This is a genomic window from Paenibacillus sp. FSL L8-0333, from assembly GCF_037965665.1.
GTDB classification, from domain to species: Bacteria; Bacillota; Bacilli; order Paenibacillales; family Paenibacillaceae; genus Paenibacillus_AQ; species Paenibacillus_AQ odorifer.
The window spans coordinates 2,905,859-2,928,534 of sequence record NZ_CP150186.1 but is presented as its reverse complement, the minus strand read 5'-3'; the positions used below and the strand labels follow the sequence as shown (position 1 = coordinate 2,928,534).

Sequence of the window (22,676 nt, the reverse complement as noted above, 5' to 3'; positions counted from 1 at the left end):
ATATTCACTAATATCGCTTACCGCTCATTTTTTCAGAATATCAATATACTCTTCTTTCTCTCGATCTGCCCCCGCACTAAGCTTCAAACGCAGTGACTTCGGGTGATCCAACACATTACTGCTGAAGTAACTTATAAATCCATCATCAGCTCCACTACCAGAATTCGGATTAATTTTAATGTCGTGCTTCCCAACCTGCGCAGTTAATTCATAGGGGAGCTTTTGAAACAGTTCATTTCGGACGATCCAATCCGTTTTCAATTCCTCATTTATCGTAAATTTGAGCGCTATGCTTAACGGAGAAAGCTCGACTTCGGCTAGTTTTACTTCCTGTCCGTCAATTATGAAAGGGTGGTCAACAACTAATGTCTCCGTCTTCAGCTCCCAAAACTTAGGATCAATAGAGAAGTTCACTTTTAAACGATCAGAATACCGCATGTCGGATAAAACCGTTCCTGTTTTCGGTTTACTTAACATTCCCGGATCTACAGAGGCAATCTGAAAATCCGCCACTACGTCTGTTGGCCTTGGTTTATTTCGGTCCAGTGAAAATACAGTTTTGCCGAGCCAAGTATATAGGGTTCCCTCTGCGTGTGCTCCCATTCCGCCTCTATTCCCATTCTCCTCCATTACATCTCGTCCAGTTTCAGCATCTGTCAGCTTCACACTATTTACACTGTACACTTCCTGACCATCACTTGTTGTTCCTGTATACAGCAGCATGATTTTGTTTTCATCAGCAAGCACAGCATTCAGAGTAATTTTATATCCATTTGATTCAGCACTCTTATTAACGATTTGTACATAATCATTCCGGATTGCAGACTCTAAAGTAAGAGCATCAATATCAGCTGCAGCCAATGTTTTAAAAGGCTCCAACACGCCCCGATCGAATGTTTCAGCACTCGAAGTCCCTTGCTGTGGCATCAGCTGGGTTGGATTGAAGAACAGCAGGCCCGCTATCATCACTGCAGCCGCCAGCACAGACATCGCGCTTTTTGTGAACATTAACCTTCTGCCACGTTTCTTGCCTAATTCCAAGCCTGCTTGGATCGCATAGATTTGAGCGGCTGCATTCTCTATTTTTTGTTCTTGTGGGATACGTTCGGCATCGCTTAACATGGCAAGCTCCTCTTGACTACTCATTGTTCCATTCACCCCGATTCTTTATGATGGTTCGCAACTGCTTGAGCCCTTTATGTTGCCAAGTCTTAACCGTTCCCTCGGGTTTATTCATAATGTTAGCGATCTCAGTCAAGGTCATATCGTTGTAGTATTTTAGCAGCAGCACATGGCGATACTTGGGCTTAACCTGCTCAAGTGCCCACAACATTTCCATCCGATGATGGCCAATATGTGTGACCTGTTCTCCTATTCTTTCATCTACCAGCGGCATGGAACGTTTTCTTCGTCTTTGTTCATCTATACAGACATAAATTAGAATTCGAATAATCCATGATTTGAATGCTTTGGGGTCCTTTAATGTTTTTCTTTTAATCCAGGCCCGGCAAGTCATTTCCTGCATCGCTTCCAGCGCATCGTTTCGGTTCCGCAAGTAACTATAAGCAATACTGTACAGTTGTTCTCTATGTACCAATATCGAATCGTAAAAATCCGTCTCGCTCCGAGTATCAAGAATCGTTACTTTTTTCATTTCTGCATTAGTCATCGTCATGTCCTTCCTTAGCCTCCCCTCTTCAACCTTTCATAGATTAAGACGGGGGAGGTATAGAAACGGTTTTTGTTTCGTTTAACTTTTTTGCCCAAAGCTCTCTAAATTATAGCATTCTATAAAAATTGAACGAAAAATGTTATGATAGGTTAAATTGGACATAATCAATAGTACGCACTTAAAAGTGCCATAGGTACTAAAAAGTACCCATACCATGGAGGTTATCATGACAACAACACCAACAACAACTGTCAAGAAAAAATACAATATTTCTGTTGAAGCCACACTAGAGGTCATCGGAGGGAAATGGAAATGCGTAATTCTATGTCATTTAACTCATGGCAAAAAACGCACCTCCGAGTTAAAACAGTTGATGCCCGGCATTACTCAAAAAATGTTAACCCAGCAGCTACGCGAGCTTGAGGCAGATGGAATCATCAACCGAATTGTTTATAATCAGGTTCCACCAAAAGTAGAATACGAGCTTAGTGAATATGGTGATAGTTTAAGCGATATTTTGACTGCATTATGTAATTGGGGAGAACAACATATCATTAAGCAATTCGGCGATAAATACGCTGTTTTAGAGGATAACATTTTAAATAAATAAACCGCTCTATCAAGGGTATGGTTGGATATTTATGCTGCGAGAGTTGTACTTCAATTATACGTTCATGAAAAAAGGACAGCTGAATCAAATCGATTCAACTGTCCAAAGCTTTGATTCACCCGTCCCTTGAATGGCGCACAGGAACATAACTTAAATTACGCCCTCTCCTCCAATTGCAGTTGCTGTGAATGATATGGGTCCAAATAGATTTATAGGCAAGTTGCTATCATTCTGAATTACCAATTCATAGTTGTGGACTCCAATATAAGCACCATCAACCCACTGAGCACTTAATTGAATATCAGTAATTGTAGTAAAACGATAAAAAGATCTATAAATATCGACTCCAGCTCGTCGGATGATAACAAGAAATTGGCTATTAGCAAGTGCAGTAAGACTAAAACTACCATTTAACTCGACTCTACTGGAGAAAGAAGCCGGATTAGCCGGACTAATATTTACTTGCGCTGTGGCTAAACCCGCTCCAGCTCCAGGAATCCCTGCAACCGTTATAGCTGTAGTAAACGGATCTAACGGGATTTTTGCCTGTGACCCATAACTTATTATTGTCGCCATTTATCATCACTCCATTTCAAGGTTATAGAGTAGTATATTGTGAATCCGCAATGATAGATTGGACTAAATTCCTGATGATTATATACATTTAAGGTATACTTTGCTAGATCATATAAACCTAGTTACCTTGTCAATCACCATACGATTTCCACTCATTGACAACACCCCTGTTCAGAATTACAATAATTCACATATCATGAACAACGATGACAAAGGGTAAGTAGACAGACGAACATGGTCTTCAGAGAGCCGGTGGTAGGTGCGAACCGGTGACCAGCGTATGCTCGAATGGCCTTTATAGTTGTTTTTCCGAACTATCTTAATGGATGCAGTAGGGAAAACCGGGGTTCCCGCCGTTATCAAGGGACCTGTATCGAGAATTAATTCAACCTCTCCGTACAGGTAAGAGAAGATCGAAAGCCAAGAATCGTAAGGTGACACGATCATTTAAGGTGGTACCACGACAACTTCGTCCTTATTGGATGAGGTTTTTTTGTCATTTAAAGGAGGTGATGGCCATGGATGATGGCTGGTGGTGGCGACTCGAGTGTAACCAAATGCTAAATAACAGGAGGAATTTTTATATGATGAACGAACGTGTCTTAACTGGAGATCGAGTGACTGGAAAGCTTCACCTTGGCCATTACGCCGGCAGCTTGCAGACCCGAGTAGCCCTTCAGGAGCAATATGAAACTTTTGTGTTTTTAGCGGATATTCAAGCCCTAACGACCCATTTTGATCGTCCGCAGCTGCTGGGTCAACATCTGCATGAGATCACACTGGACTATTTATCTGCAGGTATAAATCCGGAAAAAACAACTATATTTATTCAATCGATGATCCCTGAAATCGCAGAGCTGACCATCTTGTTCTCTATGTTTGTTACTGTGAATTCTTTACGGCATAATCCCACGATTAAAGCCGAATCAAAAAATTCCAGCTTAGATGAATTGTATTACGGTTTTCTAGGTTATCCAGTTAGTCAGACTGCTGACATAACTTTTTGTAAAGCAACGATCATTCCTGTAGGAGAAGACCAGCTCCCCCATCTGGAATTAACCCGCAAAATCGTCCGCAGATTCAACGAGCTGTACAGCCCGATACTGGTGGAACCCAAAGCGCTGATCAGTGAGACGCCGAGACTTGTGGGTACGGATGGCAACGCTAAAATGAGTAAAAGCCTTGGCAATGCCATCGAGCTGGACTCCACTAAGGAAGAAATCACCTTCAAGATAAGAAAAGCCACAACCGATCCTGCGCGTGTGCATAAAAATGATCCTGGACATCCAGATATCTGTCCTATTTTTGCTTATCATGGTTCTTTTCGCTCAGCGGGGGTAACCGAAATTCGTGAAGGCTGTGAGCGGGGTACCATGGGTTGTTCTGCTTGCAAACAGTTGATTTCGACAGCTCTAGATCAGCTTATAGAACCGATGCGAGAGCGGCGTTCCTATTATGCTACTAAGCCCAAGCTTGTGCAGGAAATCTTAATCTCTGGAACACAGCATGCCCGCAGCATTGCTCAGGAAACAATGGCCGAAGTACGTGAGGCTATGAGTCTTAACTATTTTTCAATCTAAAAATGATATTTATAGGTACTCAAAAAAGCCGGAAGCTCATTGGAAGAGATCCGGCTTTTTTCTTCTCCTTACAACACCCAATTTCCCTTACGGAATACGGGTTCAATCGTGCCGTCCGCCAGCTCTCCGTCAATATCCAGCTCTGCTGAACCGATCATAAAATCGACATGAGTTAAGCTGACATTAGCTCCTCTAGCCACAAGCTCTTCGTTCGTAAGCTTTGTGCCGCCTTCAATATTTACAGGATAAGCACTTCCTAGCGCGAAATGGCAGGAGGCATTCTCATCAATCCCTGTATTGTAAAAAATGCGGTTCAAGCGAGAGATTGGAGAATCATGCTGCACTAAGGCTACTTCTCCTAGATAAGATGCACCTTCATCCGTTGCCAGCAGTGAGGTTAAATGCTCGCGTCCGGATTCAGCTTCATAAGCTACGACTTTCCCCTTTTCAAAAGTGAATGAAAGTCCTTCAACTAAACGTCCATTCAAATTAAGAGGGAGCGTGCTTCTAACTGTGCCATTCACTCCAGTACGATGGGGCATGGAATAAATTTCTTCCGTTGGCATATTAGCAACAAAATAAACACCTTTATCATTCTCACCGCCACCCCCGCGCCATAAATGGCCTTCCGGAAGCTCTACATGCAGATCCGTTCCCGGAGCACGGTAATGCAGGCTTTTATAACGTTTAGCGTTCATTCTATCCTGACTTTCTTTCAACTGACCAATATGCTCTCTCCAAGCAGCTACCGGATCATCGCTGCCCACACGATTCATCTGGAATACAGCTTCCCACATCGCCTCTACCCGCTCTTCTTCAGGAAGATCGGCAAAAACCTTGTTCGCCCAAGCACGTGTTGGCGCTTTGACCAGAGACCAGCTGATTTTGCTGTTCCGAGTATATTTGGAGTAGTTCTTGCGAGCAATAGCTGCTGCTTTGACTGCTCTAGATACCTTAGAAGAATCAATGCCATTAAACAGTTCCGGATCAGGTACTTTAATATGTAAGATGGCACCATTTTCTTCCGCGAATTTCTCCATCATCTCAGCCTGCCACTGTGGATAGTAATCGAAAGAATCCTCTGGGGCTTTTTCATAACGGATCCGTGTGGTTGCTTCATCGTCCCAGTCAACAATTACATATTTAGCTCCCGCTTCATAGGCTTTCGCTACAATCAAGCGAGTAAGTTCTGCGGTTTCTATCGGTGCATGTACCATAAGGACTTGTCCAGGCTGTACATTTACTCCTACTTTTACAACTAGGTTCGCGTATTTCTCCAGCATTACTTCAAAATCTTTCATGAATTCTCTTCCTCCATCTCTAGGGTTGCTATAAGCACTCGGTCAGCTTCACTTCTTATTTTAACGCAAAACGAGGATAGTTGCGATTCGATTTAGATTCTCAGTTACTTCACTTCAGGTATTTCCCCTGTATAGACACCTAGATCATTCTTATGAATCTCTACAATGGACGTTCCGATCTGCTTATCATTATGGTAAGCAATCACTATGATCTTGGTATCCTGAGGCTCATCTATTTGTTTATTCTTTCCATCCATTGGACTCCAATAAATTTGATCTCCAGATTTGATTTTCAGCTCAAGACCTTTGTTATGCACCTTGTAGTCAGGGGGGTTCCATAACAATAAATTGCCGGACGTAGCCTGTATCTTAATAACATTCGCCCCTTCAGCAGTTATAAGCATAGGTAATCCTGGAGCACTACTATCAGTCACCCTGTATTCCGCTGTTGGGAACAGAACTTCCGGTTTCACCTCAAGTGATTGATTATTATGCTGCAAAATAAAGAAGAAAAAAAGTAAAATCGTTAAGCCCATGACGCCTCCGATGATTATTTTTTTCACTATTCAACCTCCCTTCTACCCTAATACTGTAACATATTCCCTTAATCTGGACAGTTATCAGGCAAATAAAGCGGCTCCCGCGAGGAACCGCTCACTTCAACCCCTATTTTTTATCCACCTGTAACAGTGTCACTGTCTTCAAAGCATAAGTATGCATGATTTTATCCTCTGAAATTACATTCAACTTGATCAAGCTTGCCACCTTTGCCGGATCTGATTTGGAGAGCAAACGCCACACTTCAGGGTCCGATAAGGTCTCATATAACTTTGCATCATCATATTCTTTGCGGTTTTGCACGACCAGCTTCACTTTATAGCTGCCAATTTCAGTCTCGGTGGTTTCCTGCTCACTACAATAATTTAAAATATCCTGACGAAGCTCGGCCAATTCTTTTTCAATATCTTTTTGCTTTTGCTTGAGCCGATAATACTGCTGAACCTTTTTCTCCATCCACTTCACGCTCCTTCATAGACATATGTATGCCGGAAACGTTCGATAAATTAGTTGAGTTCCCTATCATAAAAACTTATAATGAGCCGGGGATAGCTAATTTCCAAGTAGAGTCAAATTTCTTATAAAAACAATTCCACGGCAGGTGACTTATGTTTCATTCGTACTTTTTTCCAATTTCGTATGCGTTCATGATGTTTCCAATAGCAGCGCTGTTCTTCACACTACCTTTTCTTATCGTACAATACCGCAGACATGGCTATATACATAAGCTTAGAGCTTTAATCCTATATCTGCTGCTGCTCTATCTGATGAACGCTTATTTTCTTGTCTTGCTTCCTTTTCCATCCTCCCGGCACAATGCTGCACCTTCTGGGAGTATCGTCCAATTCATTCCCCTCCAGTTTATTCAGGATATTGTGGATGGATCGTCGATCATCCCTGATCAAATCTCGACCTACTGGTCATTACTGCGTGAGCCTGCATTTTTACAGGTCATTTTTAACGTTGCATTAACCGTACCGTTTGGAATGTTTCTGGGCTATTATTTTCGTACCCGCTGGGTCGTGTGCATTCTACTATCCTTTGCCTTTTCTTTGTCCTTTGAGATCACGCAGATTACAGGAATTTATGGTTTCTTCGATCATCCTTACCGTCTTTTTGATGTCGATGATCTCATTACCAACACAATCGGAGGGATTTTTGGATTTCGAATTTCCATTTGGATCTCCGGGCTATTGCCACGTATAGAACAACTGGATACAAACATTGACCGCTCAGCCAAAAGAGTCTCCTATACCCGCAGAGGAATAGCTTTTCTAATCGATAGTATGGTGTGGAGCATCGGGTTTGGGATACTCTTCGGATTCGATATAAAAGCTGCCTTCTGGATTATAACTGGTATTTACTTCATGCTTGTTCCAGCTCTCACGGGCGGACGGACCATAGGGAAATGGATGGTGCGGATTCGGGTGAAGAGCAGCGGGAATCATGCTTTTTTCTGGGCTCTGATGATCAGATATGGCCTGCTATATTGGGTGCTGCTTGGGATTCACGCTCTTTTGCTTGATTCCGCCCTTCTAGGGCATCTTTCCTCCGTATGGAATATGCTTATTCATCTGTTTGTTCTATTGATAGACTTGGCTTTCTTTATTCATTTAGTCATTAGTATATTCAAAAAAGAAACTCAACTAATATATGAGAAACTAAGTCGAACTTCTCATGTTATTTCTTGGCCAGAGAAACGGCTCCAATCTGATGTATCCAGCAACAGCCCTGTAGAAAGCTAAACAAGTTATTATATAAATGGTATTTTTACATTGGAAATTATTATAGAATTAGGAGGTGAGCATTCTCAAAATTTAGGAGATGAGCGTATGGAAACTACAAGCAGTTTGCAGTTATCTAGAAGTCTTCCAGAAGAACAGGGGATTTCATCAACTGCAATATCCAGCTTTATTAATGCAGTAGAGGAACAAAATTTAGGCCTGCACAGCTTTATGCTACTACGACATGGTTATGTAGTCTCTGAAGGCTGGTGGGCTCCTTACAGGTCCGTTCTTCCGCATATGTTATTTTCCCTTAGCAAAAGTTTCACCTCAACCGCAATCGGGTTTGCTGTTACTGAGAAACTTATTACACTCGATGATTCTGTCCTCTCCTTTTTCCCTGAAGAGGCTCCTTCGACTATCACGGAGAACCTGTCTAATATGACAATCAGACATCTATTGATGATGGGTACCGGGCATGTCGTGGATACTATGGACACACTTCGCAAAAGTGCCGACGGGAATTGGGTGAAAGCTTTCTTCTCCGTCCCAGTCGAGAAACAACCAGGTACACATTTCCTATATAATACCGGTGCTACTTACATGCTGGCCGCAATCCTACAACGGGTTACTGGCCAAACACTGCTAGAATATTTAGAACCACGCCTCTTCGTTCCTCTGGGCATTCACGGTGCAACGTGGGAGTCTTGTCCACGCGGAATTAACACAGGGGGATTTGGCTTAAACATTACAACCGAGGATATCGCTAAATTCGGCCAGCTATACTTACAAAAAGGAATCTGGAATAATCAACGGGTACTGCCTGAAAAATGGATTAATGAGGCTACTTCAAAACATATTTCCAATGGCGATGGTGATCATGACTGGGCAATGGGATATGGGTATCAGTTCTGGCAATGCCAGCACGGTGCCTACCGGGCAGATGGCGCCTTCGGTCAACTCTGTGTCGTGCTTCCGGAGCAAGATGCCGTAATTATTACTACTGCTGCATCAGACAGTATACAAGGAATGTTGAATGCTGTGTGGGAACATCTGCTTCCCGCGATGAAGCCAGCTCCCTTGCCATTAGAACCTGCTGCTTCTGCCCACTTGGTTGAACAATTAAAGAATCTATCTATCCAACCGCCACAACTGCAGCCCTCTTCATCACAAGAAGAAAGAATAAACGGCTTAACCTATAAGCTCGATGACAACCAATTTGCCTTGGACACCTTCTCTATCTTTTTCAATAACAACGAAGCTGCAGTTACTTTCCAATCCAAGATTGGAGAGGAGTCTGTGATCCGTCTTGGTCGAGGGGAATGGCTCGAAAGCTTCGCACAGGTCATTGATGCTTCCTTAAACCGAATCATGTCCAGCTTTACTTGGGTTACTGATGATCAGCTGCAGCTCACTTTATTGTTTATTGAAATGCCTTTTTGCATAACTCTTGAAATAATCTTACTAGAGAAGCAGCTAATTCTTAAACAAAAGTTTAATGTGAATATGGGACCGACTGAATTCCCTGAGATCATTGGCAGACTATAATTCTTAATGAATAAAAAAGGCCGCTTCGTCCTTTAAAGAGACTTAGCGGCCTTTTAAATATTCGATCCTAGTCAGTGAAATCAGCAAGCTTGAGGATGACCGGGCAATGATCGCTCCCCAAAATGTGGCAATCAATTTGGGCATCCAGCAGATTAGGTGCAAGTCTAGAAGAAGCTAGGAAATAATCAATCCGCCAGCCTACATTCCGTTCTCTCACCTTCGGCATATAAGACCACCATGAATAAACGCCTTCAAGCTCTGGATGAAAATATCTAAAGGTATCTATGAAGCCGGACTCCAGCAGCGTACTCATTTTTCCTCTTTCTTCATCGGTAAAGCCAGAGTTTCCGCGGTTAGCTTTAGCATTTTTGATATCAATATCCTGATGGGCTACGTTCATATCGCCGCATACAACGACTGGTTTTAGCTTGTCCAGTTCCAGAAGGTAATTGCGGAAGCGGTCCTCCCATTCCATTCTGTAATCCAATCTAGCCAGATCTCGTTTGGCATTTGGTGTATACACATTCACTAGATAAAAATGTTCGAACTCCAGCGTAATAATCCGGCCTTCCGCTTCTTCATCCTCTTCCATTCCGTATCTCGCAGAGATCGGCTTGATTTTGGTGAATATAGCTGTGCCTGAATACCCTTTTTTCACTGCATAATTCCAATATTGATTGTATTCTTCACCCTGTTCCAGAACAATCTGCCCTTCTTGCAGCTTTGTCTCCTGAACACAGAAAATATCTGCTTCTACTTCCTTAAAATATTCATCAAACCCTTTTTTCACACAGGCCCGAAGGCCATTCACATTCCATGATACCAACTTTATCATTAACGTTTCTCCTTGCATTTTGCTTTGATAGTAACCAGTTTATCATATAATGACCAGAAATTTATAGAGGATTAGGGTCATCTTGAGCAATTCCGCGAATAGATTTATATCCTAATCATTTACTATCCATGATACAATAGCAAAATTGACTCTATACAAATTTTCTAACACGTGAGGTAAAAAAACTTATGAATGCACCAAATCTTTTACGAGGGTTTAACTTTTTGTATTTTGCTCTGCTGGCCATGTTTATTCCCTTTCTGCCAGTCTATCTAAGTGAACAAGGTCTAAGCCCATCACAAATCGGCTTCATTATTGGAACTGGTGGTTTTGTTACCATCATTGCTCAACCTTTATGGGGGATGATTAGTGATAAAACAAAAACCATCCGCAAAGTGCTGTTAGCTCTGCTGTTATGCTCAGCGGTGACCGGATACTTTTTGTTCGATTCCAGCAGTTATGCTGTTCTCATTCTTTTTGCTATGCTGCTGTATTTCTTCTTGATGCCCATTGATCCGCTGACAGAAAGCTTGAATTTCCGAGTCTCTGAGGCGGCTGGAATTAGCTATGGTTCTATCCGTACATATGGTGCGCTAGGTTATGGTGTAATGGCTTTGATTACTGGCTATGTGCTTGGTTTTTTCGGCTCTCATGGAATTGCTCTTCTGTTTGTTGCCATTTGCCTTATAAGCTTTATAGTAAGCTGGAACATGCCAGATGCCCCCGTCACAGGTAAGCCGGTCACGCTGGATAGCCTCAAGCACTTTTTTGGCAACAAAAAGACATTGATGTTTCTGGTGCTCATATTTATTAGCTCTGTACCCGCACGAATGAACGATACATTTATTGGAGTTTATATTCGTGAGCTTGGTGGCAGTCCTCAATTGGTAGGCCAATCGTTTTTCCTCGCGGCAATAAGTGAAATCATTGTCTTTGCATTAAGCTTCTGGTGGTTGCGTAAAGGAAAAGAACTGATCATCATATCGATTTCCGGAGGCTTCTATTTCCTTCGTTTCTTTATTTCAGCTTGGATCACTGATCCACACTTATTAGCCTATTTGCAGATTCTACAAATTCTTACCTTCCCTGTGTTCTACTCGGCTGCTATTCAATACCTGTACAGTATTGTACCCGAGGAATGGCGTGCTACAGGCCAGACCGTACTTGCACTGTTGTTCTTCGGTGTATCAGGTATCCTGGCTTCTTATGCTGGCGGGGCATTATATGATGCCTTTGGGGGTAAAGCTCTTTACTTAACGATCTCCGCGATGTCGTTTGTCGGCATGCTGTTCGGATTGATACTGTATCTGTTTTATCGAAAAAAAACGAATTAAGTGTACCAAAATAAACCGGGGTTGTCCCAGCCACTTTCTAAATGGCTATAGGACATCCCCGGTTTTTTCTATCAAAAAGTGCTAATTCACCATGGCATTCGCTCTAGCATTAATAGATTTTCAACATAGAATATCCTATCAAACGAAAAGGAGGTCGTTACTATGGCCATCGTATTACCGATTCAATATTTCAATTTAGCCCCTGTCATTGGTAAATCTTATTATGAAAACCTTGCAGGTGGTATTAACGCTGCTGTTACTGTGAACAATAACTCCAACTTCCCAGTAGATTTAGTAATCACTCGTGTGAATGCTCCAGTTATCACATACACGATTCCAGCGTTCAATAGCCTTACGCTTGCAGTTCATGCCCTTTTGGTAGCTGCACTCTTAAGCACTCCTGCTGGCACCACATTCGGAACTATTGAAATTTCAACATCAGATTTCTAATAGTGTAGTATTAAGCATCTCTAGCTGAAAGTTCAGCTAGGGATGCTTCTCTATGTGAATCTAGCTTAATCCTTCTATTGTATGCTGCTCCATAAGCTGCTTTAGCTTGGTTTCAGTATTCGAATCTCCCGCAGGAGTATAGATGCTGCATCGTAAATCGGCACTGCCATGAACCTGCAAAGAGGTAAGATGAAATAACATTTTCCCCGCCTTGGCATGTCTGAATTCTAGTAACACATCCGGGGCCGAACTAACCCGACTTTGCTCCCACATCTCATTAAAAGCCGGATGCAATTCTTTCAATTCCTCTATAAATTCATCATACCAATAATCCTCTACATACTGTCCGTAATACGCTCTGAAGATAGAAAGATAACCGCTGACGAACTGTTCCCAATTCACCGCTAAGCGTCTGAACTCCTTACGAACAAATAACAATCGGATCATATTCCGCTCTTCGATGGGCAGCTTTGAGAAATCAAGAAAAACATGCGCGGCAGCATCATTCCAACCGACGATCCCGCAACGTCTATCAGAAATTATCGTAGGACAATATTTGAGTTCCTGTAAAATTTTCTGCAGCGAAGGACTAATTACAGAAGATTCATCTTGCGGGTAGGGTGTGGTTCCAGTTCCAGTTTCTAAAGCCAGTGCAAAAAGATACTTCCGCTCATCTTTAGTCAGCCTAAGTGCAGTGGCAATACAGTCCAAAACAGATGACGAGACTTTTATATCTCTGCCTTGTTCAAGCCACGTATACCAGGTGCTGCTTACCCCTGCAAGCTGTGCAACCTCTTCCCTGCGGAGTCCTGGCGTTCTTCTGCGTGCGCCTTCCGGCAAGCCTACAGAGCTTGGTGAAATGGCCGCACGACGTGCTTTCAAAAAATCGGATAATGCTTGTAATCTTGTTTGATTAGCCATAAGCTACCTCCACTTTGGGATTCCTGTTCCTTTAGTATAGTACAAATTATACTAGGATAAACGATAACTTGTAATAGGATAAATAAAATGAAAAAATACTAGTATACACTAGCTGAGGAGGTTCATTATGGAACGCGTAGTGATTACAGGCATGGGCTTAATCTCACCACTTGGGAATACAATCGGGCAATTTTGGGATCGGCTAATTTCTGGTGAGTCGGGTATATCCCCGATTACTTCATTTGATACAACAGGTTTTAAGACGAGGATTGCTGGCGAAGTACGTGATTTCGATGCAGAGGGCAGATTTGGCCGTAAAGAGGCACGCCGAATGGACAGATTCAGTCAGTTTGCCCTCGCAGCTACTGAAGAGGCTTGGAAACATTCTGATCTCCAGCTTGATAAGATTGACAAGGAGAGACTTGGCGTTTATGTAGGATCTGGCGTTGGAGGAATTCAGACCTTGATGGATCAAGGTACGGTCCTGAAGGATCGTGGTCCTGATCGAGTTAGCCCTACCTTAATTCCCATGATGATCTCCAATATGGCTGCGGCAATGATCAGCATTAAATTTGGAGCTCTCGGCCCGACCATGTCTCCAGTAACAGCTTGTTCTATTGGCAATACTGCGATTGGCGAGGCTTTCCGTTTAATTCGTTATGGCGGTGCGGATATCGTTATAGCCGGGGGTTCTGAAGCTGCTATTACTGGCATCTCGCTGGCCAGCTTTGGGAATGCCACCTCTTTATCTACACGAAATGAGGAGCCTACGAAAGCGAGTCGTCCTTTCGATGGAGAACGGGATGGCTTTGTAATCGGTGAAGGCGGCGGCATAGTCATTCTAGAGTCACTCTCCCATGCTCAGCGTAGAAACGCCAAGATTCACGGCGAAGTGATCGGGTATGGTGCTAGCTCTGATGCTTATCATATGGTTGCCACTCATCCAGAGGGAATTGGTGCCTATCAAGCTATGAAGTTAGCGCTAAATGAAGCTAATCTCCAGCCTCACAATGTAGATGTAATCAGCGCACACGCGACAAGTACAGTAGTAGGAGACCACTCTGAAACACTAGCGATTAAAAAATTATTTGGCGAGCATGCGTACCACATCCCCGTAACCGCTAATAAGTCCATGACTGGACATGCTTTGGGGGCCGCTGGCGGCTTAGAAGCCATTGCGTTAGTTAAGAGTATCCAAGAAGGGATCATTCCTCCTACCATCAATCAGGACACGCCTGATTCCATCTGTGATTTGGATTACGTACCTAACATTGCACGAAAAGCTAATCTCGAAATAGGCATCTCCAATTCATTTGGTTTCGGTGGCCATAATGCTGTTATTGTAATCCGTAAGTTTGAAGACTGATCTTACATTATAACAGGGGTTTCAACTTAGCCATTTAACACGACTAGTTGAAACCCCTTCTGCTGTTAATCCTTTACAAAAGCTTATTCCGAAGGTGATACATGACTTCCCCAGATAGAGATTCCTTCATTAGAAACCGCAGTAAACGTCATAACATTACTGGCTGTAGCTTCATTCCACTCTTTCAGGAACACACCCTTATAAGTAGAACCACCTATTGTTAACTCCGCAGTATGATCGTCGATAAGCTTCCACTTGCCCTTAACCGCGCCTTTGATTTTACCACTCTTCGTCAATTGAATTAGCTCTGATTGCACGATATCAGCCGTAATCTCTTTATTATGATTTACATATTTGTATTCGCCTGCGATTTGCTCTTTCGTATATTTATCAATGGTCTCGCCGCCATAACGGTGTGGTGCGACCACCGGCCAGCCATCAGCGTTCATGAACATTTGATGTACTCTAACCTCATGCTTTTCACCACGATTCGGGAACCGTGTATGGAAGATCAAATAATACTTGCCAGTCTCTTCATCGTAAAATGCGGAGTTATGTCCTGGTGATACATATCCTTCCCCACTTACTGGGAGCTCATCGTCATTATTCAGGAATTCGAAATTCCCCATGAGTTTAACTCCGTAAGGAGCATAAGCAGGATCATCAAACAATACGCCAGCTGTGCCCTGTGAATGGATCATATCCTGGCCCTCAGAATCTTCAAAAGGTCCATCAGGTGTCTTCGAGCGAGCTACACGGATGTTATATCCGCCATCTGCAGCCAGACCTCCGTAGGATAAGAACAGATAGTAGTAATCCGTCTCAGGACTGTACAGCATATAGGGAGCTTCTATCCGCGCATGATTTGCGCCTAGAAGCTTTTTGCCATAACCTTGGTCTGGCAGTGGGAATCCTGTGCTTGTATCCAGTTCCATAATAAAAATACCACCAGAATAAGAACCATACACCATCCACAATCTGCCTTCTTTATCAAAGAACACATCCGGATCTACAACATTCGGCTTTTGTGTGGCATCATAAGTTTCTCCGTCATCCCCTGCGCCCACCATACCGGACTTCAGAAAGATCCCTTTGTTCTTATAAGGTCCTTCAATATGGTCTGACACGGCTATACCGAGTGCTGATAATGGGGAATCGCCTTTACAAGCGTTGTAATACATATAATATTTGCCATCCGCCAATTGAATGACATCCGGAGCCCATAAGGTGTCCGTCTTTCCCCAGGTTAAGGCCTCTTTTAATTCCTCTTTGACATTCGGGATGAGTACGTTTCCATCAACAACTCCAGAGGACAATTGAGTCCAGGACATCAGGTCGTCGGATTTAGCAGAAGCCAAATGAGAGCCAAACACATAGTACTTATTATCAGCCAAAATAATGGATGGATCATGTACAGAAACATTTTTAAAGACAGGCTGAACAGGCTCAGGTCCGCTGTTTGTGTTGCCAGAGTTAGCCGTGTCGTTGTTGCATGCGGTTACAGCTAATAATGAAATACTAAGTAAAGTAGTAATAATTATCTTCTTCATCGTTATACCCCCTATGTATGCCTTTTCATTTTGAGATGAAAACGATAAATAGTCAACCCTTTTATTTAATTAAGTTCGTATTAATTCATACTTATTTAAATAATAGTGAACATTTTAGAAAATAAAAAAAACGCTAAGCCAACTAAATGGCCTAACGTTTCCTCTTATTATTTAGTTAAAACAAGTTGCTTACTTAGCGCCTTCTTGCACTAAAACAGGCTCTGGATAAGCGTTCTTAAGCACACGTTGTCTATTCTTAACAACTGTTGGTGGTTCCACCTTAGGAGCCATCGGATGCATTAGCCAAGATTTCACCATATGGGTATCCGAAACCTTATACATTGGAGGCTCTTTCTCCATATCTATTTGCATAGCATAGGTGCTGCGAAGTGCGAAGGCATCACCCTTAGGCGGTTTGATCAAATCTGGAGGTGTACCAGGAATCGCGGTAAGCAAAGAACCTTTGCTCTCAAGACTTGGCATGGATGCAAGTAATCCCCAAGTGTAAGGATGTCTTGGATCGTAGAAGATCTCTTCTGCAGTTCCCATTTCAACAATTTGTCCGGCATACATTACCGCTACACGATCCGCCATTCTTGCTACAACACCAAGATCATGGGTGATAAAAATAATCGCCGTATCAATCTTCTTCTGTAATTCCTTCATCAGGTCAAGAATCTGTGCCTGAATGGTTACGTCGAGCGCTGTAGTTGGCTCATCCGCAATCAGAAGCTTTGGGTTTGCTGCAAGTGCCATTGCGATAACGACACGTTGACGCATACCGCCACTGAACTCATGTGGATATTGATTGAAGCGGCGCTCTGGTGAAGGAATACCTACTAGCGTAAGCAGCTCAATCCCACGTTTATTTGCAGCTTCTTTGGAGATTTTCTCATGTTTGTGCAGTACTTCAGTTATTTGTCTGCCGACCTTCATCATCGGGTTCAAGGAAGTCATCGGATCCTGAAAAATCATACCGATCTCTTTACCACGAATCTTCTGCATTTGCTTTTCAGTCTTACCGATCAAATCTTGTCCATCAAATAAAATTTGTCCACGTTTATATTCTCCTGGCGGCGTTGGAACTAGCTTCATTACCGCTTGTGAAGTTACACTTTTACCGGAACCGGATTCCCCAACAATCGCTAGAGTTTCACCTTTATCTACATGGAAGCTAACACCACGGATCGCTTGTACTTCTCCACCGTGTGTTTTGAATGATATCGCTAGATCTTTTACCTCTAAAAGGCGCTCCATCTTGTCACCCTCTCATTTCCTCGTCAATTATGATAATGATTCTCACCAAGTTGTAAGCAATAAGTATTATTTTATCTAGTTCTAAGGGTTCTAGTCAAGATTTTTCTGAAAAAGATATGGCCAGCAGCAGCCTTATGTACTAGTTCTGTTTAATGCGAGCTCTATTCTTCACTAACAACCACAATATTGGCGGAAGCAGCAAAAGAACTAACAGTAGAGACCATCCGATATCTCCAAGGGATACCAAGTTGTCATTCAATAGTCGATAATACGCATAAAGAGAATAGGGAAGAACTACTAGTACTGCTGTAACTACCCCTGGTGCATATACCTTTAAATATATCGTCTGTCCTAGATGAGTAAATACATGTAAGAAAAATACCGCAAGCACTGCCAGGTACAATAAATAATTAGAAAAGAAAACTGCAATACAAGTTACCGTCACTATCAAAATATACACGAATAATACGTCCATTGCAAAATTACGTGTAGTCATTTGTAACATCGAATGATATGTCTTGCGCATAAACGAAGGAATTGCAGCCTCTAACTTGGTTCTATACTTTGCACCCCATGCTTCAATCGTTAATATTTCTTCAAAATCATGAAACATAAATAGGATCGGCAACAGCCACAGCAAACTTACGATATCTATATGTACACTTAGCCACTCAAACATGTGAATCCTCTCCCTTCTCCTACTCAGCCTCCTTACCTTCTCATGTTGTGATCTTGCTGAAAATGTCCTAACCCATGAAACGGTCCCAACCTTCCAGCAGATTATCATGTGCCCACTGGAAATGGCCTTGGCTATCGTATTTACGCGAATAACACTCAATGAAATAAATTAAATCGATATATAAGTCGTAGAGCTTTTTGCGTGCACATTCATTAGGGCTATCAAAGCTGTCCCCATAACCTCTACAGAAATACTCAGAATTCTCAATATAGCGAAAATAATATTCCATAAGGTGATCGCCCCATAACGCCCGTTCCCAATCGATTAAAGCAACAATGCTTCCCTCTCGTACAAACACATTCCCATCCCATAGATCCCAGTGAACTAAACGTGGCTCAGTCACCACATCCATCACATGTATACGGCTGTTGATCTCCGCCTCAATCGTTTCTAAAGGAATGGGCATCTTTGCATCTAATCGCCGAGCATCATCAAGGAGGTTGCCAATTAAATTTTGAAAGGTTTCCCGCCAAGAAGTCCCCTTTATCTTCGAGGATACATTAAATAATCCGAAATGATCCCCTTGAATTTCATTAATAATCCGGCTATAACGACCTAATTCTTCCTCAATACAACTTCTTTGCTGCGGACTAAGCTCTTCCTTAATTTCATTATAGGGCTGGCCGATTATTTTCTCCATGAAAAAAAAGTCACTCGATATTAAATTTCTGCTGTTATCATAAGCGTATACCTCAGGCACAGGTACCGTTCCTTTAGACTTCATTAGCTGCATTGCCGCAACCTCTGTAGCCATGATATCGTGCTCGTAACTTAGCGTGTCTGTCTCATCAGATGGCGATATCTTAAGAATCGTAGCCCTGCCATCTGACAATAGAAGGTCATAAGCTGCGTTGAAATAACCTCCCGTCAATTCCGTACTTTGAATGATTTTCACATGGCTTCCAAAAGCAGCACCCACCAGGATGTCCTGCTGCTCAACCGTCAATTTTGTTTTAGTCTGACTTTCCAAGACTTCACCACCATACAGAGTTAAGTAAAAATGCAAAAATCCAACCTTTTAAAAGCCCAGGATTTATTGTATTTGATACAAGAAAGATAAACAATCCTTCTCCATTGGAATGAAAATTGTTAAAATTAGAAATAACACGTATCATTAGCTGCTTTTCATGAAAGAGAGGAAACTATTATTATGATCATAAAACCTAGAACACGTGGCTTTATATGTACAACCGCACATCCGCAAGGCTGCGCTCGTCAAGTCGAGCGGCAAATTGAGTATATTAAGGCACAACCCGAGATCAAAGGACCACAGAAGGTGCTAGTCATTGGCGCATCCACAGGCTACGGCCTCGCCTCACGGATTACAGCCGCCTTTGGGGCTGGAGCCAGCACAGTAGGCGTATATCGGCCGAGCAGCAGCAATGGAACCCGTACAGCCTCTGCTGGGTGGTACAATTCTGCAGCCTTCGAACAACTTGCGGAGTCTGCAGGCCTGCAATCCTACAGCGTTACCGGAGATGCATACTCCAAAGAGACCAAAGAAAAAACGATTCAGCTGATCCGCAGCGAATTAGGACAAGTCGATTTGGTCATCTACAGTGTTGCTTCTGGGCGCCGTACAGATCCGGAGACAGGTGAAGTATATAACTCTGTTCTCAAACCTATTGGCGACACCTTTACCAACAAAACTGTAAATTTTCACACCGGTGAGGTAAGTCAAATCTCCATTGAACCCGCGACCGATAAGGAAGTTCATGATACCGTACGGGTGATGGGCGGTGATGATTGGCAGCTATGGATAGAAGCACTCCAGCAAGCCGGAGTATTAGCAGATCACGCAACCACTATTGCTTATTCGTATATCGGATCAGAGCTTACTCAAGCGGTATATCGCCAGGGAACCATTGGACTTGCTAAAGACCATCTTGAAGCTACGGCGAGAACACTTAACGAAGCGTTATCTGTTACTCACGGTAGAGCTTATGTAGCGGTCACAAAAGGTCTTGTCACACAGTCCAGCTCGGCGATTCCTGTAGTGCCCCTCTATATTTCCGCCCTTTACAAAGTCATGAAAGAGCACAGTCTTCATGAAGGTTGTATTGAGCAGACCTATCGGTTGTTTGCTGAACATCTCTATGCAGCGAAAGGAACTCCTGTGGATGAAGAAGGTCGTATCCGTATAGATGATTGGGAATTGTCTCCGGCAGTCCAGCAAGAAGTTATCGAAATCTGGGACCAGCTCACTTCAGACAATATCTACGCCCTAACGGATCTGCATAGCTATAAACAGGAATTCTTCCAGCTATTTGGATTCGAGACAGAAGGTGTAGATTACGAAGCTGACACTGATCCAGATGTAACTGTTATAAATCTGCGCTAAAAATTATCGTGTTTTTAGATTATCTTCTGCCTGAGGATAAGGGTTGTTCGAGAGCATACATTTCCTCTTCCAGAGAAATCATCTTTTGCTCAATCATTTTACGTGCATCTGCCAACGCTTGATTGTAAATATAAGGTGAAAGTTCTTTAAGCATAAAATCGAGAAGGTTCTCGCTGGCTAATTGCCCAATTTCACTGGACAGCTCTGTATCAAAATATTCTTGAATACTAGCTGTAATCTGAAGCTTATGTTCTCTCGGTATTTTTAACGGCTGCATAGTAATCCTCCAATCTAATTAGATATAGGAAAATGACGTGCTTTCGCACGTCATTTTTTACACCTATAACCTTCATTCACTGCTGCTTTTAAAACGGTTCCAACCCTCAGTCAAGTTATCATGCGTCCAACGGACATAACCTTCGTCTGCATATTTGCGTGAATAACATTCGATAGCAAGAATAAGATCAAGATAAAGATCATACAGCTTCTTCCGCTGAATCTCGTTCGGACTGTCGTAGGTTGTTCCGTACCCCTTATAGAAACTGGAAGAATTCTCAAAATGCCTAAAATAATACTCCATCAGCACATCACCCCATAGGGCTCTCTCCCAGTCAATCAGCGATACGATGACTCCATCCTTCACAAATACATTCCCATTCCATAAATCCCAATGCACCAGTCGTGGCTCGGTTACAGCATCTAATGCAGGGAGATACTTGGAAACCTCCTGCATAATCTCTTCACTGGACGCAGGGAGCTGTGCATTCAGCCTCTTGGCATCAGCAAGTACACTTTCCATCAGGCATGAAAAGGTCTCTCTCCACGAGGCTCTTGGCTCCTCTGAATCCGTTCCAAAAATGCCAAAACGTTCTCCGCGTAGCTCATTGATTATGCGATTGTAACGCCCCAGCTCAGTTTCGATAGCGTCTCTCTCCGGAAGTGAAAGACTCTCCTTCACGTCACTGTAGGGCTGGCCCTCCACCTTCTCCATAAAGAAATACGGAATAGGAATGAGCAGCAGACTTTCATCATAATGGTAGACGGCAGGTACGGGCACGACACCCTTATCTGCAACCATTCGGAGAGCTTCCACTTCAGTTCGCATAATGTTCTTCTCGTAACTTAACGTATCTGTCTCTACAGCAGGGGCAACCTTTAGAATGACAGATTTCCCAGTGCTGAGTTCCAAATCATAGGCTGTATTAAAAAAGCCTCCCGTAAGCTCTGAACTTAGGTTAATCACAGTTTCTGAACCGAAAACCGCTTTCACCAAAATATCCAGCTGTTCATCATTTAATTTAACTTTCGTGAAGCTCTCCATTTCGTTTAAACCCACCACATTTCTGTCAGTGGCTCCTCAATCAATACTTGTTGAAGATTACTTACAGCTTTGGAGAAACCCTCTTCAACAGACATCAGCCCGTCTTCATGCTCGATACTAACCACATAGTCATACCCAACCAAACGAAGTGCACTAATAATGTCAGCCCAAGTCTTAAGATCATGTCCAAAGCCGACAGAACGGAACTGCCAAGCACGGTCAAGCATCTTGGTATACGACTGCATATCAGTTAATCCGTGCATATTGACATTCACAGGATCGATAACGGTATCCTTCGCATGGAAGTGATGGATTGCACCTTGGCGTCCCAAAATATGAATCGCTTGCACAGGATCAATTCCTTGCCACCACATGTGACTCGGATCAAGGTTCGCACCGATCACTTCACCTGCTGCTTCTCTCAGCCGTAGCAGAGTACCTGGTGTGTGAACAGAGAATCCGCCATGCAGCTCAAGACCTACCTTTACATCATGCTGAGCGGCAAAGGCACCCCATTCTTTCCAATAAGGAATAACCTTGTTCTCCCATTGCCAGTCCAGAATTTCTTGATAATCATTTGGCCATGGAGCTACAGGCCAGTTCGGATATTTAGCACCCTCATGATCTCCAGGACATCCAGAGAAGGTATTCACAACCGGAACCCCTAGCTTCTGCGCCAATTTGACCGAGTTTACGAAATCCTCATGATCCTTTTGAGCAAGTTCTTTTTGCGGGTGCAATGGGTTACCGTGGCAGCTCAAAGCACTGATTGTAAGTCCGCGAGATTCCACAGCATGTTTGAATTCTTGTAAGGCTGTTTCATTCTCCAGCAGCATTTTAGGGTCGCAGTGGCTGTTGCCAGGATTGCCTCCCGTACCGATTTCTACCGCCTTTAGCCCTTTGGATACTACATAATCAAGAGCATCCTCCAGCTTACGACCTCCAAACAAGACCATAAATACTCCAAGTTTCATTGTAGGCCACCTCCTCTTG

Annotated in this window: 23 protein-coding genes and 1 other annotated feature; of the genes, 8 read left to right on the top strand and 15 right to left on the bottom strand. The window is 43.0% G+C overall.

The annotated features are described in order from the left end of the window. Positions 1-24: 24 nt before the first annotated feature. Both NYE72_RS12920 and NYE72_RS12915 read right to left on the bottom strand, forming a co-directional pair. On the bottom strand, positions 25-1,146 hold the full coding sequence (locus NYE72_RS12920; RefSeq protein ID WP_076101707.1) for a DUF4179 domain-containing protein: 1,122 nt from the start codon (positions 1,144-1,146) through the stop codon (positions 25-27). Beyond that, positions 1,139-1,675 (bottom strand): sigma-70 family RNA polymerase sigma factor, encoded by a 537-nt coding sequence (locus tag NYE72_RS12915; RefSeq protein ID WP_036686352.1) that lies wholly within the window; start codon positions 1,673-1,675, stop codon positions 1,139-1,141. Before NYE72_RS12915 ends, NYE72_RS12920 begins: the two co-directional genes overlap by 8 nt. Positions 1,676-1,898: 223 nt before the next feature. On the opposite strand from NYE72_RS12915, the gene NYE72_RS12910 reads away from it, so the two are divergent. Then, positions 1,899-2,282: a winged helix-turn-helix transcriptional regulator gene (locus NYE72_RS12910; RefSeq protein WP_036686351.1), complete on the top strand. Its 384-nt coding sequence runs from the start codon at positions 1,899-1,901 to the stop codon at positions 2,280-2,282. Positions 2,283-2,432: 150 nt separating this feature from the next. Here NYE72_RS12910 and NYE72_RS12905 read toward each other — a convergent pair whose 3' ends face one another. Continuing rightward, positions 2,433-2,858 (bottom strand): hypothetical protein, encoded by a 426-nt coding sequence (locus tag NYE72_RS12905; protein WP_036686349.1) that lies wholly within the window; start codon positions 2,856-2,858, stop codon positions 2,433-2,435. A 197-nt stretch (positions 2,859-3,055) separates the two neighbouring features. Continuing rightward, positions 3,056-3,338: a binding site (T-box leader), on the top strand. Between the two features lie 104 nt (positions 3,339-3,442). Between NYE72_RS12905 and trpS the strand changes: the two genes are divergently transcribed. Then, a complete protein-coding gene (trpS, locus tag NYE72_RS12900; protein WP_339211834.1) occupies positions 3,443-4,438 on the top strand; it encodes a tryptophan--tRNA ligase in 996 nt (331 codons plus the stop codon). Between the two features lie 68 nt (positions 4,439-4,506). Here the strand turns inward: trpS and NYE72_RS12895 are convergent, their stop codons facing one another. From NYE72_RS12895 to NYE72_RS12885, 3 genes are all read right to left on the bottom strand, one after another. After that, positions 4,507-5,739 carry an aminopeptidase gene (locus tag NYE72_RS12895; RefSeq protein WP_036686346.1) on the bottom strand — a complete coding sequence of 411 codons (1,233 nt, stop codon included), beginning with the start codon at positions 5,737-5,739 and terminating at the stop codon, positions 4,507-4,509. A gap of 104 nt (positions 5,740-5,843) precedes the next feature. Beyond that, on the bottom strand, positions 5,844-6,302 hold the full coding sequence (locus tag NYE72_RS12890; protein WP_339211833.1) for a hypothetical protein: 459 nt from the start codon (positions 6,300-6,302) through the stop codon (positions 5,844-5,846). A 103-nt stretch (positions 6,303-6,405) separates the two neighbouring features. Next, positions 6,406-6,753, bottom strand: coding sequence for a hypothetical protein (locus tag NYE72_RS12885; protein WP_339211832.1), 348 nt, complete (start codon positions 6,751-6,753; stop codon positions 6,406-6,408). Between the two features lie 152 nt (positions 6,754-6,905). On the opposite strand from NYE72_RS12885, the gene NYE72_RS12880 reads away from it, so the two are divergent. Beyond that, positions 6,906-8,042 carry a VanZ family protein gene (locus NYE72_RS12880; RefSeq protein ID WP_339211830.1) on the top strand — a complete coding sequence of 379 codons (1,137 nt, stop codon included), beginning with the start codon at positions 6,906-6,908 and terminating at the stop codon, positions 8,040-8,042. 87 nt (positions 8,043-8,129) lie between these two features. Next, positions 8,130-9,569 carry a serine hydrolase gene (locus NYE72_RS12875; protein WP_339211829.1) on the top strand — a complete coding sequence of 480 codons (1,440 nt, stop codon included), beginning with the start codon at positions 8,130-8,132 and terminating at the stop codon, positions 9,567-9,569. 67 nt (positions 9,570-9,636) lie between these two features. On the opposite strand, the gene NYE72_RS12870 is transcribed toward NYE72_RS12875, so the two are convergent. Beyond that, positions 9,637-10,401 (bottom strand): exodeoxyribonuclease III, encoded by a 765-nt coding sequence (locus NYE72_RS12870; RefSeq protein WP_339212075.1) that lies wholly within the window; start codon positions 10,399-10,401, stop codon positions 9,637-9,639. Between the two features lie 191 nt (positions 10,402-10,592). Here NYE72_RS12870 and NYE72_RS12865 point away from each other — a divergent pair, with 191 nt between their 5' ends. Together NYE72_RS12865 and NYE72_RS12860 are read left to right on the top strand one after the other, a co-directional pair. Beyond that, entirely contained in the window at positions 10,593-11,738 is a 1,146-nt protein-coding gene (locus tag NYE72_RS12865) for an MFS transporter (protein ID WP_339211828.1), read from the top strand. A 162-nt stretch (positions 11,739-11,900) separates the two neighbouring features. Next, entirely contained in the window at positions 11,901-12,188 is a 288-nt protein-coding gene (locus NYE72_RS12860) for a hypothetical protein (protein ID WP_036686338.1), read from the top strand. A 60-nt stretch (positions 12,189-12,248) separates the two neighbouring features. Here the strand turns inward: NYE72_RS12860 and NYE72_RS12855 are convergent, their stop codons facing one another. Then, positions 12,249-13,109, bottom strand: coding sequence for a helix-turn-helix transcriptional regulator (locus NYE72_RS12855; protein WP_038570458.1), 861 nt, complete (start codon positions 13,107-13,109; stop codon positions 12,249-12,251). 127 nt (positions 13,110-13,236) lie between these two features. Here NYE72_RS12855 and fabF point away from each other — a divergent pair, with 127 nt between their 5' ends. After that, positions 13,237-14,475 (top strand): beta-ketoacyl-ACP synthase II, encoded by a 1,239-nt coding sequence (gene fabF / locus NYE72_RS12850; RefSeq protein WP_038570454.1) that lies wholly within the window; start codon positions 13,237-13,239, stop codon positions 14,473-14,475. Between the two features lie 83 nt (positions 14,476-14,558). Here the strand turns inward: fabF and NYE72_RS12845 are convergent, their stop codons facing one another. From NYE72_RS12845 to NYE72_RS12830, 4 genes are all read right to left on the bottom strand, one after another. Further along, positions 14,559-16,025 carry a glycoside hydrolase family 43 protein gene (locus NYE72_RS12845; protein ID WP_038570451.1) on the bottom strand — a complete coding sequence of 489 codons (1,467 nt, stop codon included), beginning with the start codon at positions 16,023-16,025 and terminating at the stop codon, positions 14,559-14,561. Positions 16,026-16,214: 189 nt separating this feature from the next. Next, positions 16,215-17,282 (bottom strand): ABC transporter ATP-binding protein, encoded by a 1,068-nt coding sequence (locus tag NYE72_RS12840; RefSeq protein ID WP_036686331.1) that lies wholly within the window; start codon positions 17,280-17,282, stop codon positions 16,215-16,217. 139 nt (positions 17,283-17,421) lie between these two features. Beyond that, complete coding sequence (locus NYE72_RS12835; protein WP_036686330.1) at positions 17,422-17,961, bottom strand: HXXEE domain-containing protein; 540 nt, start codon at positions 17,959-17,961, stop codon at positions 17,422-17,424. Between the two features lie 67 nt (positions 17,962-18,028). Then, positions 18,029-18,991 carry an aminoglycoside phosphotransferase family protein gene (locus tag NYE72_RS12830; RefSeq protein WP_052096993.1) on the bottom strand — a complete coding sequence of 321 codons (963 nt, stop codon included), beginning with the start codon at positions 18,989-18,991 and terminating at the stop codon, positions 18,029-18,031. Between the two features lie 180 nt (positions 18,992-19,171). Between NYE72_RS12830 and fabV the strand changes: the two genes are divergently transcribed. Continuing rightward, positions 19,172-20,362 (top strand): enoyl-ACP reductase FabV, encoded by a 1,191-nt coding sequence (fabV, locus tag NYE72_RS12825; RefSeq protein ID WP_038570448.1) that lies wholly within the window; start codon positions 19,172-19,174, stop codon positions 20,360-20,362. A gap of 19 nt (positions 20,363-20,381) precedes the next feature. Here the strand turns inward: fabV and NYE72_RS12820 are convergent, their stop codons facing one another. The 3 genes from NYE72_RS12820 to NYE72_RS12810 all read right to left on the bottom strand — a co-directional run bounded on the left by NYE72_RS12820 (position 20,382) and on the right by NYE72_RS12810 (position 22,657). Continuing rightward, a complete protein-coding gene (locus tag NYE72_RS12820) occupies positions 20,382-20,639 on the bottom strand; it encodes a DUF2164 domain-containing protein (RefSeq protein WP_036686326.1) in 258 nt (85 codons plus the stop codon). A 72-nt stretch (positions 20,640-20,711) separates the two neighbouring features. After that, positions 20,712-21,701 (bottom strand): aminoglycoside phosphotransferase family protein, encoded by a 990-nt coding sequence (locus NYE72_RS12815; RefSeq protein WP_052096991.1) that lies wholly within the window; start codon positions 21,699-21,701, stop codon positions 20,712-20,714. Beyond that, entirely contained in the window at positions 21,689-22,657 is a 969-nt protein-coding gene (locus NYE72_RS12810; RefSeq protein ID WP_038570445.1) for a sugar phosphate isomerase/epimerase, read from the bottom strand. Before NYE72_RS12810 ends, NYE72_RS12815 begins: the two co-directional genes overlap by 13 nt. Positions 22,658-22,676 lie beyond the last annotated feature (19 nt).